This is a genomic window from Streptomyces ziwulingensis, from assembly GCF_039542605.1.
GTDB classification, from domain to species: Bacteria; Actinomycetota; Actinomycetes; order Streptomycetales; family Streptomycetaceae; genus Streptomyces; species Streptomyces ziwulingensis.
Genome location: NZ_BAABIG010000038.1, coordinates 44,631 through 57,132, shown reverse-complemented (window position 1 = coordinate 57,132; position 12,502 = coordinate 44,631). Strand labels below are relative to the sequence as shown.

Sequence of the window (12,502 nt, the reverse complement as noted above, 5' to 3'; positions counted from 1 at the left end):
GGACGCCGGCCTACGCGGAACAGGTCGTGCCGGGCGGACAGAACCACGAGAACGCCGCGTCGAGCAGCGCCAGCTCGTCGTCCGAGCCGTCCGCCCCGCCGGCGTCGGGGCCGTACGCGGCCAGCGCGTAGATGTTGCCGTCCGCGGCGACGAACCGCAGGTCGTAGACGTGCCACCGGCCGATCTCCGCCTCGCCGGCGAGGGAGTCGGCGGTGTACTCCAGCATGGTCCCGGTGAACCCGAGGCCGTCGTCCAGGTTCTCCAGCGACCGCTGGACGAAGCCGTCGGGCTTGGGAACCGAGTCGGACAGCAGCAGCCGGAACGACTCGTCCGGCGAGGACTCCGCCACCTCGAACACCTGTAGTTTCCGGTCGCCCCCCGGACTGCGGAAGTCGACCACGTCGATGCCGTACTCGGAGTCCTGCGCGGTCCGGTCCCAGTACGGCGGCACGGCGATCCGGAACCCCTCCGGGTCGTCGAAGGACAGGTAACCGGCGGCCGGCCCGGTGCCGGCCGGCGAGGGCGTGCCGGGGGCGGGGGAGACGCCGGGGTAACCGCTGGGGGCGGGCGAGGGGCCGGCGGCGGACGGTCCGGTCGAGGTCGCCGCGGGGGCACTCGCCCCGGGGCCCCGCCCACCGCTCTCGTCACCGTCACCGTCCCCGTCGTCGGCCACCAGAGCCACGGTGAGGCTCGCCAGGAGCCCGGCCGTGGCGGCCCCGATCAGCAGGGAGACCCACGTCGTCCGCTTACGGCGGCCCCGGCCGGGCGGCGGGTCGGACCAGCCGGGCTCCGTGCCGGACGCCGGGTCGGACCAGCCGGGCTCCGTGCCGGACCAGCCGGGCTCGGTGCCGGGCGGCGGCATGATCCGGGGCGCGTCCGGTGGCGGCGCGAGGCCCGCCGGGAGCGTCGGCCACTCCGCTTCCGGCCGGGGCGGCGGAGGCGGGACCGCGGGCCGGGGGCCCTCGGCGCCGCTCTCCCACCGCTGCGTCTCCTCGTTCCAGTAGTGCTGTCCTTCGTCCATCGTCCCGGCCCCCGTCCCGCGTTCACATTCCGAGCAGCCCGCCCACCGCCGCGGCCGACGTGAACAGGGTCAGCACCGCCTGCGAGTCGGTGAGCAGGTCCCGCAGCCGCTGCCGTCCCCGACCACCGGCGGTGCCGGTGCGGGTGATCTCTTCCTCCGTGTCGGCCAGCGCCTCGTCCAGCCGCCGCGTCCCCTCGTCCTGCCGGACCCGTACGAGATCGGCGCGCAGGGCGCGGACGGCCGCGAGCAGCTCCTCGTCGGCCCCGTCACCTCCCGGGGCCGTACCGTGGTGGCTCTCGGCGCGGGCGTGGCTGCCGACGGCGAACGTGCTGTGCGCGACATCGCCGATCCGGACGCCGGGCTCGCCCGCCGGGTCCGCCTGGTCCGCCGAGTCCGTCGAGTTCATGAGCGCGAGGTCCCTCCTGGCGACTTGGCGCCGCCGTCCGCCGCGGCCGACGAGGCACGCGCGTGCGCGCCGACCGCGAAGGTGCTGTCGGTCACCGTGCCGATCTGGGTGCCGATATGACTGTTGTTGATGACCTTCTGCACGAACTCGCCCGTCTGATAGCCGTGTTCGGCCAGCGCGGTGCGCACCCCGTGGGTGACGCGGTCCTGCACCCCGCGGAGATAGCGGTCGACGTCCATCTGCTGGAAGAGCGACCCGGTCGCGGCCGCGCCCAGCTCACGCACCGACACCGCGGGCCCGTCGGGCAGCGCGTCGCCGTAACCACCGGTGAGCAACTGCCACGCGTACGCCACCGCCTGGCAGACGGTGACGAAGGAGCGCACCGCGGAGACCGGCACCTGGGCGGCGGCCCAGGTGAACTTCCCCAGGACGTTGCTGGTGCGGAACCGGTGGGCCGTGCGGTCGGCGTCCTGGAACTCCGTCCGCAACGGCATCAGCACATGCGGCGCGATCTCCAGCATGAGCATGCGGCCCTGCGTGTGGACGCGCACGAAGACGGTGACGACCAGTTCCTCCTCCCAGCCGCCGACGCGCACCCGCAGGAAGTGGCGGCGCTTCTCGGCGCCCTCCTCCACCGCGTGGGTCCGGTGCGTCTCGAAGGCGTCCCGGTCGTAGGGGGCGTCCGCGCGCCGGCTCAGCCCCTCGGCGGGGAGGAACACGCACTCGTCGATCTCCAGCCGGCGCAACCGGTCGCGCACCGGGTGGCCCGCGTACTCCGAGGACAGCCGCAGCCCTTCGAGCAGCGGTCGTACGGTGTCCAGGACCGTCCGGTTGCTCAGCGGCCGGGTGGGGCTCCCGTCGGCGGGACGCATCTCCACGGCGAGGACCCAGGTGTCGTAGGCGCGGCCGGCCCCGCAGAACGGCCGGGCCGCGTGGTACATGATCAGCGGCTCGTGCTGTTCGCGCCGGATACGGTCCCGCACGTACTGGAAGCGCTCGCCGGCCGCGTGTTCCGCCTCGTCGTTCAGGGCGTCCGGGAACCGCCGCGGCGACAGTTCGCCGGCCAGCGCCCGCGCGAACTGGCTGCGCTGGGCGCCCGCGCACAGCGCGACGGCGAGGAACAGCACGAGCGCGAGCCACGCCTGCCCCGCGGTGACGGTGCCGTCGCCGCCCGCCAGCGCCGACGCGGCCGGCAGCGCGGTCCGGATCAAACCCTCGACGTCCGGCCCGCCGTCCGAGGTGGTCCGCACGTCGTCGGTGCCGGAGAACGCGACGAGCAGCGTGGCGGCGAAGAAGACGGCGAACACGACCCGTCCGGACCAGCGGAACAGCAGTGCCGCGAACCGCCTGGCGAACGGCGGACGTTCCTCCGTCCCGCGGACGGCGACACCCCCCGCGAGCAGCAGGCTCGGCAGCAGATAGCCGGCCAGCACCCGGTCGGTCAGCGGCAGCCCGACCACGCACAGCACGACGATCGCCGCGGCCCAGGCCACCTCCAGGCGCCGGGCCCGCAGCGCGTGCGCGAGCACGCGGGCCGCGTCGAAGCCGAGCGAGGGCGCCACCAGGCGCTCCTTGTTGAGGTGGAGTTCCTCGATGACCCGGTCCCGGTACACGGGATCGAGGTAGGTGCCCGCGCACAGCAGCCGGGTGGCCTCACTGGCGTAGGGCGGCATGGACGGATCGGGCGTCGGTGGTACGGCCGGCGGTGGGCCCGAAGGGGCCCACGACGGCTGCTGCGGCACAGTGCTCAACTGTCTCCCCCGAGGTGCCAGGGATGATCCCTGAACGGAACATCCCTGAACCCATCAGCCTAAGACGGCCGCGGGTTCACCGCCGGGCCGCAGCCGGTGAATACGGCATCCGTGCCGCCGATGGGGGAGGCGCCCGGCAGCGGGTGTCGTAGCCGCCCTGCGCCTCCCGCGTCCCCCACGCCGTTCCTCGGCCGGGCCGTCACCGTCACCGCCACCGTCACCGCCACGCGCCGAGCCCTCAGGCACGTATCCCGGCGGCACCGCCCCGCGGCGGCGCGGTCGACGCGCGCAGCACCGGCCGGGCCGGCAGATGCGTCGCGACCGTGCGACGGCGGCCGGCCAGGAGGTCGAGCAGCCGGGTCACGGCGAGCGCCCCGGCCTCCTCCAGCGGTACGTCGAGCGCGGTGACCGGCGGGGTCGTCGCGCTGAGCGTGCTCAGGTCGTCGGCGGCGGCCAGGCTGACGTCCTCGGGCACCCGGCGGCCGGCCACGCCCAGCCCGTGCAGCAGGCCCAGCGCCAGGTAGCTGTTGTAGGCGAGGACGGCGGTGGCCTGCGCCGGGATCGATCCGGCCACCGCGATGCCCGCGTCGAAGGTCGGCGGCAGCGGACCCCGCACCCGCAGCCGGGCCCCGGCCGCCGCGGCCTGCTCGGTCAGCACCGCGCACCGCTGCCGGTCCGCCCACGAGCCCGCCGGACCGGAGACGTAGGCGATCTCGCGGTGCCCCAGCTCCAGCAGATGGCCGAGCAGCTCGGCCAGTCCGGAGGCGGTGTCGGCCACCACGGCGGGCAGCCGGCCCACCTGGCGGTCCACGAGCACCAGGGGACGGGCGCGGAACCGCTCGCGCAGCGCCGTGTCGGACCCCACCGGCGTCACCATGATCAGCCCGTCGGCCTGCTCGGAGAGCCGGTCGGCGAGCGCGGCCTCGCGCGCGGGGTCGTACTCCGAGACGGCCAGCAGCAGATGGCTGTGGGTCTCCTCCGCCGCCCGCTGCGCCCCCATCACCAGCGGCGCGAAGAACGGGTTGGAGAGCGTCGGCACGATCAGACCGATCAGGCCGGTGCGGCCGGTGGTCAGGGCGCGGGCGGCGGCGTTGGGCCGGAAGCCCAGGCGCTCGGCGGCGTCCCGCACCCGCTCCCGCGTCGCCTCCGCGACCAGCTCGGGGCGTTGCAGCGCCCGTGAGGCCGTGGCCTTGGACACCCCCGCCGCCCGTGCCACGTCCATCAGCGTCGCCATCGCCCCGTCCCCTGCCTGGCCTGCCCGCCGAGAAAATCACCGGGTTCTGTTCACTTTCGCATTACGGCATGTCATGATACCTGCAACCCGTTTCTGCAACCGGTTTCAGTACCCGGTTGCAGAGACGGTCTCCAGGCCAGGCGCACCCCCGCCCCCACCGCGCCCGAGCCCGTGCCCGCCCCGCGCCGACGACGCCGCAGGCTGCCCTGCCCGTCCCTCGAACTCCCCGCCGAGGTCACCGTCATGTCCCGTACCGCCCCGCCGACCGGCGAGCAGGCCGACGCCCCGGCGCCGCCGCAGCCCTCGTCACCGATCGAGCGGCTGTTCGGCCTCCGTGGCCGCGGCAGCACCCACCGCACCGAGCTGATGGCCGGCGCCTCGATGTTCATGGCCGCCGCCTACGCGGTCGTCGTCGTCCCCGGCCAGCTCGCCGACGCCGGAGTGCCGCACGGCGCGGCCACCACCGCCGTGATCATCGCGATCGCCCTGGCCACCCTCGCCATGGGCCTGATCGCCAACCTGCCGTTCGTCGTCGCCCCCGGCCTCGGCGGCGTCGCCCTCGTCGCCTTCACCATCGTCGGCCAGGACCACGTGCCCTGGGACACCGCGCTCGGCATGGTCTTCTGGTCCGGCGTGGCCTTCCTGCTGCTCACCCTGTTCGGTATCCGGGACCTGGTCACCCGGCTGATGCCGATGAACCTCAAGTACGCCGTCAGCGGCGGCCTCGGCCTCTACATCGCCCTGATCGGCTTCCGCGACGCCGACCTCGTCGTCGGCAACGCGGACAAGGCGGCGCTCGGCGTCGGCGACCTCTCGCAGCCCGCCGCGCTGCTCGCGCTGGGCGGCGTCCTGGTGCTCACCGCGCTCGCCTCGCGCAAGGTGCCCGGCGCCTTCCTGATCACCATCGCGGCGGTCACGCTGGCCGGCATCCCGCTCGGCGTCACCGAGATCCCGGACAGCCTCTTCGCGGCCCCCGACTCACCCGGCCCGCTCTTCTTCCACATCGACGTCCTCGGCGCGCTCAAGCCCGAGTACTTCCCGTACATCTTCGCGTTCTTCGTCTCCGAGTTCTTCTCCATGACCGGCACCCTGCTCGCCGTCACCGGCCGGGCCGGACTGCTGGACAAGGACGGCAACATCCCCGGCGCCCGCCGCCCCTTCCTCGTCGACTCCGTCTCCGTGATGGGCGGCGCGGCGGTCGGCGCCCCCTCGATGACGGCCTACCTGGAGTCCTCGGCGGGCGCGGACAGCGGCGGCCGCACCGGCCTGGCGTCGGTCTGGGCGGCCTGCGGCTTCGCCCTGCTCCTGCTGGTCACCCCGTTCGCGACGCTGATCCCCTCGGCGGCCACCGCGCCGGTGCTGATCTACATCGGCCTCAACATGCTCGGCGCGCTGAAGAACGTCGACTTCAAGGACCCGACCGACGCGGTGCCCGCGGCCCTGACCGTGGCGACCACGCTGTTCTTCGGCAACTTCGGCACCGGCATCGCGGTCGGCCTCGCGGCCCATGTGCTGGTCAAGACGGTCAGCGGCCGGATCCGCGAGGTGGCCTGGCCACTGTGGATCGTGATGGTCCCGCTCGGCTACTACTTCTACACCCTCGTACCGTGACGTACGCCGCCGCCAAGGAGCGCGACCAGATGAGCGAGCAGCAGCACGACCTGCGGATCAGCGGGGGGCGTGTGGTGTCCACCTTCACCGGCGAGGAGTTCGCCGCCGACGTGCTGGTGACGGGGGAGACGATCAGCGCCGTGCTGCCGCCCGGCACCCCCGCCGAGGCGCGCGAGGAGTACGACGCCACCGGCCTCCTCGTGGTGCCCGGGTTCGTCGACGCCCACATGCACATCGAGAGCGCGTTCCTGACCCCGCGGGAGTTCGCCGAGGTGACGCTGGCCCGGGGCACCACCACGGTCCTCGCCGATCCGCACGAGATCGTCAACGTGGCCGGGCGGGACGCCATGCGCTGGATGATCGAGGCCGGCCGCGGCACCGCGCAGACCCAGCTCTGGGGCGTGCCGTCCTGTGTGCCCGCGCTGGAGGGGCTGGAGCACGCGGGCGCCGCCCTGTCCGCCGAGGACATCGACGAGATGCTGGGCTGGCCGGGCGTGGTGGCGCTGGGCGAGGTGATGGACTACCGGGCGGTCGTCGCCGGGGACGCCCGGATGGCCGCGGTCACCGCCGTGGCGCGCGCCCGCGGGACGATCCTGGACGGCCACTGCCCCAACCTGACCGGCGCGGAACTCAGCGCCTACCTCGCCACCGGCGTCGACTCCGACCACACCAAGAACCGCACCGAGGTGGTCCTGGAGAAGGCCCGCCTGGGCATGACGATGATGCTCCAGGAGAAGTGCCTCGACGCGGAGGTGGCCGCCGCCCTGCTCGCCCTGCCGCAGCTCCCGCCGCTCTGCCTGGTGACGGACGACCTCGCCGCCGACCACATCGTCGCCAAGGGCCACCTGGACCACATCGCCCGCGTCGCGGTCGCGGCCGGTTTCCCGCCGCACGTCGTGCTGCGGGCACTGACCTGGACCCCGGCCCAGCGGCTGCGGCTGCCCGACCGGGGCGTCGTCTCGCCGGGCAAGCGCGCCGACCTGGTACTGCTGCGCGGCCCGCTCGCCGCCTTCGAGCCGGCGCTGGTGCTGGCCGGCGGCAGGGTCGTGGGCCGGGACGGGGCCCCCGTCGCACCGCCGCGGGCCGCCGGTACGGACCCGGACACCGGCTCCCGGCTGGCCGGCCGCGTCGACGTCGAACCGCAGGACGCCGACGGTTTCCGCTGGCGGGTGGAGCTGCCGGACGGCACCCACCGCTTCCGCGCCATGCGGGTCAACCCGCGTGACACCTACACCGAGGCCGCCGAGATCGCACTCCCCGTCTCCGGGGGCGAGGTGGACTGGGAGGGCCGGACCACCCTGGTCCGCGTCCGCAACCGGTACGGCCGCGACGGCGTGGTCTTCGCCCCCCTGCTCGGCCGCGAGCTGGGCGCGGGCGCGGTGGCGACGACGTACGCCCACGACAGCCACAACCTGCTCACGATCGGCACGACGCGCGCGGCGATGGCCGCCGCGGCCGCCACGGTCGTCACCGACGGCGGCGGGGTCGCCGTGGTGCGCGGCGGCGCGGGGGAGACGGTCGCGGCCCGGATGCCGCTGCCGGTCGGCGGCGTCCTGTCGGCCGGCCCCGCCGAGCGGGTCGCCCACGAGGCCCGGACCGTCCGCGCCGCGCTGGAGGAGTGGGGCTGGGACCACCTCAACCCGTTCATGAGCGTCTCGACCCTGACCCTCGCGGTGTCGCCCGCGCTGAAGATCACCGACCGGTCGTTGATCGACGTGACGCGACGGGAGGCGGTGGCGGGGACGGTGGGCTGACCTCTGCACCCCGGGCCGCCCGGTGCCCGCCCGGTGCCCGCCCGGTGCCCGCCCGGCGGTACCCGGCCGCTGTCCGGTGTCCGTCTGCTGGGCGTGAACGCGTAGGCGGCGTGAGGCGTGGTAGGCGTGGGGACGGGTGGGCGCCGGGTCGGAACGAGGGCCCGACACGCCCGATGCGGAATCGGGCAGTCTACCCACCCGTTACGACCCGTATGCGTCCGGCGGCCGGTTTTTCGTCCCCTGAGAGGTTGAAGTTTTGTTGATCTCGGGGCAGTTGACCGCCCGGGCGTCCTACCCTTCAGAGGGTGAAGCAACTGATGTCATTGGAGTCCGAAGCCGCCGCCCCCGGGGAAGCGACGCTGCCCGGCACCCTGCCGGAGGCGCTGCACGCCGAACTCGTCGCGTTCCGTCGCGACCTGCACATGCACCCGGAACTGGGCAACCAGGAGTTCCGCACCACGGCCGCGATCAAGGAGCGGCTGGAGCGGGCGGGGCTGCGCCCGCGCGTACTGCCCGTGGGCACCGGACTCCTCTGTGACATCGGCGTGGGCCCCGGGGGCCCGCCCGCCGAGGGCGTGCTGGCCCTGCGGGCCGACATCGACGCCCTGCCCATCCCCGACACCAAGAACGACTGCGCCTACCGCTCGACCGTGCCGGACCGCGCCCACGCCTGCGGCCACGACGTGCACACCACCGTCGTGCTCGGCGCCGGCCTGGTCCTCGCCGCGCTGCACGAGCGCGGGCTGCTGCCGCACCCGGTCCGGCTGGTCTTCCAGCCCGCCGAGGAGGTGCTGCCCGGCGGCGCCAAGGACGCCATCGAGGGCGGGGCGCTGGACGGGGTGCGGCGCATCCTCGCCGTGCACTGCGACCCCCGGGTGGACGCCGGGCGGATCGGACTGCGGGTGGGCCCCATCACCTCCGCCTGCGACCGGCTGGAGATCGCCCTGGACGGCCCCGGCGGCCACACCGCCCGCCCCCACCTGACCACCGACCTGGTCACCGCCGCCGCCCGGGTCGCCACCGACGCCCCCGCGCTCCTCGCCCGGCGTGTCGACAGTCGCAGCGGGCTCTCCCTGACCTGGGGCCGCATCGAGTCCGGGCACGCCCCGAACGTCATCCCGCAGCACGCCGAGCTGTCCGGGACCGTGCGCTGCCTGAACCTGGACACCTGGCGGCAGGCGCCCGACCTGGTGGTCGCCGCCATCGACGAGGTCGCCAACCTGTACCGCGCCAAGTCCGAGATCACCTACGTCCGGGGCGTCCCGCCGGTCGTCAACGAGGTGACCAGCGTCGAACTGCTCCAGACCGCGATGATCGCGCGGCGCGGCACGGACTCGGTGGAGGCCACCGAGCAGAGCCTGGGCGGCGAGGACTTCTCCTGGTACCTGGAGCGCGTCCCCGGCGCGATGGCCCGCCTCGGCGTCCGCCCACCCGGCGAGCGCGCGGTGCGTGACCTGCACCAGGGCGACTTCGACGTGGACGAGTACGCCATCGCCGTCGGCGTGGAGATGTTCACCGCGGCAGCCCTCCTGGACGACGCGCCCCTCGCCGGCACCCACTGACGCCGGCGAGAGCCCGAGCCGCCGGCCCGGACCACTGACCGCTGTTCTGCCGACAGCGGTCACTCGACCGGCCGCAGCCCCCTGTGCCCGGTCCACGCCCGACACGCCCCGACCATGGCCCTCAGCCGGTCCTCCCCGGGCAGCGGAACCGTTGCGCCTTCGCGGCCTGGGTGTGCCGTCTCATGACATTGGTTCTTCCGCAGCCGCGTTCCGGCATCGTTCCGTCGCGTTCTTCGCCGCCCACGACATCACGCCGATCCGCCGCGTCCACACCGACAACGGCTCCTGCTACCGCTCTCGCGCCTGGGCCGCTGCCCCGGTCGCGACGGGAACGAAGCACAAGCGCACCAGGCCGTACACGCCACGGACAAACGGGAAGGTGGAGAGGTGCAACGGGACACTGGCCCGCGAGTGGGCCTACGTGCGCGCCTACACCTCCGAGCGGGAACGCGGGGCCGCGCTCGCTTCCGGCTCGGGGTACTTCGATGGCAGGCCCGGACGTCCGGACGCCCAGGTGAACGGAGCACGTCCGCGCCCCGGCCCGCGCACCCCTTTCCACCCCTTCGAACCACTGGTTCACCAGCACGTAACCAACCCCCGGCACGAATGGGTAACGGCGCCGAGGAACCCCGTTCCCAGGAGTGTCTACGCGCGTTAATGTGCGCCGAACCGAGCGCCCGCTGCGGGGTGTTGGAGAATGGGGAACTTCGGATGCGTCGGATTTCGAGACTGACCCGCGCCGCGGTGGGGGTCGCGTCGCTCGCCCTCGCCGCCACCGCCTGCGGCGGCACCAGCAGCGAGGACGGTGGCGGCAGCGACGGCGGCGGGGGCGGGAGCAAGGACGCCAAGGGTCTGGCCCTCGCCTACGACATCGGCGGCAGGGGCGACCAGTCCTTCAACGACGCCGCCTTCGCCGGCCTGGAGCAGGCGAAGAAGGAGTACGGCTACGAGACGGCCGACATCGAGCCCACCGAGGGCGAGACCGACGCCGACAAGGAGCAGCGGCTCGCCTCGCTGGCCAAGCAGGGCTACAACCCGGTGATCGGCGTCGGTTTCGCCTACGGCCCCGCGATGGAGGCGGTGGCCGCGAAGTACCCGAAGACCACCTTCGGCATCGTGGACTCCGTGGTCGAGGGCGACAACGTCGCCTCCCTGGTCTTCGCCGAGAACGAGGCGTCCTACCTCGCCGGCGTCGCCGCCGCCAAGGCCACCAAGACCAGGACGGTCGGCTTCGTCGGCGGCGTCGACGTCCCGCTGATCCACAAGTTCGAGGCGGGTTACGAGCAGGGCGTCAAGGACACCGACCCGGACGTCGAGGTGATCGGGCAGTACCTGACCCAGACCGCCGAGGAGGGCGGCTTCTCCAGCCCGGACAAGGGCAAGGCCGCCGCCGAAGGGCAGATCGAGAAGAAGGCCGACGTCGTCTACCAGGCGGCCGGCCTCTCCGGGCAGGGCGTGATCGAGGCCGCCGCCGAGGCCGGGGTCTGGGCGATCGGCGTCGACTCCGACCAGTACGAGCAGGAAGCCCTCGCCAAGTACAAGGACTCCATTCTCACCTCGGCGCTGAAGGACATCGACGGCGCGGTGTTCGCGCTGGCCGAGTCGGTCGAGAGCGGCAAGCCGCTGACCGGCACCAAGACCTTCGACCTGAAGTCGGACGGGGTCGGCCTGGCGGCCAGCAACCCGAAGTTCGCCGAGGTCCCGGGCGTGACCGACGCCGTGGCCAAGGCCAAGGAGGGCATCGTCTCCGGCTCCATCAAGGTCCGGACGGAGTAGCCGTAACGACTCACCGCGGCGGGCGGGCGCCACCGGCTCCCGCCCGCCGCGGCGTACCCTCGAAACGCCGTACGCGCGTCACTCACCGCCACCCTCCGTTCGCAACCGGCAAGGGTTGCGCACACCTGCGGCGCCACGTTGGGCACGGGCGGATAACAAGAAGGACAGAAGGGGTTTTCAGGCAGGTCTACGCGCGTTAATCTGCGGCGAAGCCAGCGCCGTAGCCGAACCCCCGTCCGGCGCTTGTACGACAGGAGCACCACACATGCGCCGGATTTCCCGGATCACGGTCGCAGGCGCAGCGACCGCGTCCCTGGCCCTCGCCCTCGCCGCCTGCGGTGGTACCTCGACCTCCTCCGGCTCCTCGGAGTCCAAGGACGCCAAGGGCCTCGCCATCGCCTACGACGTCGGTGGCAAGGGCGACCAGTCCTTCAACGACGCCGCCTTCGCCGGCCTGGAGCAGGCGAAGAAGGAGTTCGGCTACGAGACGGCCGACGTCGAGCCGACCGAGGGCGAGACCGACGCCGACAAGCAGCAGCGCCTGGAGTCCCTGGCCAAGCAGGGCCACAACCCCGTGATCGGCATCGGCTACGCGTACGCCGCCGCCATCAAGGGCGCCGCGGCGAAGTACCCCGACACCACCTTCGGCATCGTGGACGACTCCACGATCGAGGCGAAGAACGTCGCCGACCTGGTCTTCTCCGAGGAGGAGGCGTCCTACCTGGCCGGTGTCGCCGCCGCCAAGAGCACCAAGACCGACGTGATCGGCTTCGTGGGCGGCGTGGACGTCCCGCTGATCCACAAGTTCCAGGCCGGTTTCGAGCAGGGCGCCAAGGACACGAACCCCAAGGTCAAGGTCCTCTCCCAGTACCTGACGCAGACCGCCGAGGAAGGCGGCTTCGCCAGCCCCGACAAGGGCAAGACGGCCGCCGAGGGCCAGATCGAGAAGAAGGCCGACGTCGTCTACGCGGCCGCCGGTCTCTCCGGTCAGGGCGTCATCGAGGCCGCCGCCGCCAACAAGGTGTGGGCGATCGGCGTCGACTCCGACCAGTACCAGCAGGCCGCCCTCGCCAAGTACAAGGACTCGATCCTCACCTCGGCGATGAAGGGTGTGGCCAAGTCGGTCTACACGCTCGCGAAGTCGGTCGAGGACGGCAAGCCCGAGACCGGTATCGTTCGGGGCGATCTGAAGAGCGGCGAGGTCAGCCTGTCGGACTCGAACCCGAAGTTCGCGGACGACGCAGCCCTCCAGGAAGCCATCAAGACGGCCAAGGAGAAGATCGTCAGCGGCGACATCAAGGTCAAGAGCGACTGACCGAGCAGCACCAGCCGATCCGCGTGCCAACGCGGTCGCGCCACCGTTCGGCGGGGTACGGGGAGGACGCCT

Annotated in this window: 9 protein-coding genes and 1 pseudogene; 6 read left to right on the top strand and 4 right to left on the bottom strand. The window is 73.2% G+C overall.

Annotated features, from left to right (window positions below; translation table 11 throughout):
- Positions 1-10: 10 nt before the first annotated feature.
- From ABEB00_RS19575 to ABEB00_RS19560, 4 genes are all read right to left on the bottom strand, one after another.
- Entirely contained in the window at positions 11-1,021 is a 1,011-nt protein-coding gene (locus ABEB00_RS19575) for a hypothetical protein (RefSeq protein ID WP_345621149.1), read from the bottom strand.
- Positions 1,022-1,043: 22 nt separating this feature from the next.
- Entirely contained in the window at positions 1,044-1,427 is a 384-nt protein-coding gene (locus ABEB00_RS19570; protein ID WP_345621148.1) for a hypothetical protein, read from the bottom strand.
- Positions 1,424-3,100, bottom strand: coding sequence for a hypothetical protein (locus tag ABEB00_RS19565; RefSeq protein ID WP_345621147.1), 1,677 nt, complete (start codon positions 3,098-3,100; stop codon positions 1,424-1,426). Before ABEB00_RS19565 ends, ABEB00_RS19570 begins: the two co-directional genes overlap by 4 nt.
- Positions 3,101-3,416: 316 nt before the next feature.
- Positions 3,417-4,412 (bottom strand): LacI family DNA-binding transcriptional regulator, encoded by a 996-nt coding sequence (locus ABEB00_RS19560; RefSeq protein ID WP_345621146.1) that lies wholly within the window; start codon positions 4,410-4,412, stop codon positions 3,417-3,419.
- 171 nt (positions 4,413-4,583) lie between these two features.
- Between ABEB00_RS19560 and ABEB00_RS19555 the strand changes: the two genes are divergently transcribed.
- The 6 genes and pseudogenes from ABEB00_RS19555 (at position 4,584) to ABEB00_RS19530 (ending at position 12,430) form a co-directional block, all read left to right on the top strand.
- Positions 4,584-6,023, top strand: coding sequence for an NCS2 family permease (locus ABEB00_RS19555; protein WP_345621145.1), 1,440 nt, complete (start codon positions 4,584-4,586; stop codon positions 6,021-6,023).
- Positions 6,020-7,777, top strand: a complete 1,758-nt coding sequence (locus ABEB00_RS19550) for an adenine deaminase C-terminal domain-containing protein (protein ID WP_345621144.1) — start codon at positions 6,020-6,022, stop codon at positions 7,775-7,777. Before ABEB00_RS19555 ends, ABEB00_RS19550 begins: the two co-directional genes overlap by 4 nt.
- A gap of 317 nt (positions 7,778-8,094) precedes the next feature.
- A complete protein-coding gene (locus tag ABEB00_RS19545) occupies positions 8,095-9,339 on the top strand; it encodes a M20 family metallopeptidase (RefSeq protein WP_345621184.1) in 1,245 nt (414 codons plus the stop codon).
- A gap of 196 nt (positions 9,340-9,535) precedes the next feature.
- A pseudogene (locus ABEB00_RS19540) lies at positions 9,536-9,796 on the top strand (integrase core domain-containing protein); the annotation flags it as partial.
- A gap of 254 nt (positions 9,797-10,050) precedes the next feature.
- Positions 10,051-11,115, top strand: coding sequence for a BMP family lipoprotein (locus ABEB00_RS19535; RefSeq protein WP_345621142.1), 1,065 nt, complete (start codon positions 10,051-10,053; stop codon positions 11,113-11,115).
- A gap of 265 nt (positions 11,116-11,380) precedes the next feature.
- Complete coding sequence (locus tag ABEB00_RS19530; protein WP_345621141.1) at positions 11,381-12,430, top strand: BMP family lipoprotein; 1,050 nt, start codon at positions 11,381-11,383, stop codon at positions 12,428-12,430.
- The last annotated feature ends 72 nt before the right edge of the window (positions 12,431-12,502 follow it).

What these genes read in the sequence shown, in the direction of transcription:
- ABEB00_RS19535 (WP_345621142.1), top strand. Translation starts at nt 10,051, where the DNA reads ATGCGTCGGATTTCGAGACTGACCCGCGCCGCGGTGGGGGTCGCGTCG.
- ABEB00_RS19560 (WP_345621146.1), bottom strand. Translation starts at nt 4,412, where the DNA reads ATGGCGACGCTGATGGACGTGGCACGGGCGGCGGGGGTGTCCAAGGCC.
- ABEB00_RS19570 (WP_345621148.1), bottom strand. Translation starts at nt 1,427, where the DNA reads ATGAACTCGACGGACTCGGCGGACCAGGCGGACCCGGCGGGCGAGCCC.
- ABEB00_RS19530 (WP_345621141.1), top strand. Translation starts at nt 11,381, where the DNA reads ATGCGCCGGATTTCCCGGATCACGGTCGCAGGCGCAGCGACCGCGTCC.
- ABEB00_RS19575 (WP_345621149.1), bottom strand. Translation starts at nt 1,021, where the DNA reads ATGGACGAAGGACAGCACTACTGGAACGAGGAGACGCAGCGGTGGGAG.
- ABEB00_RS19545 (WP_345621184.1), top strand. Translation starts at nt 8,095, where the DNA reads ATGTCATTGGAGTCCGAAGCCGCCGCCCCCGGGGAAGCGACGCTGCCC.
- ABEB00_RS19565 (WP_345621147.1), bottom strand. Translation starts at nt 3,100, where the DNA reads ATGCCGCCCTACGCCAGTGAGGCCACCCGGCTGCTGTGCGCGGGCACC.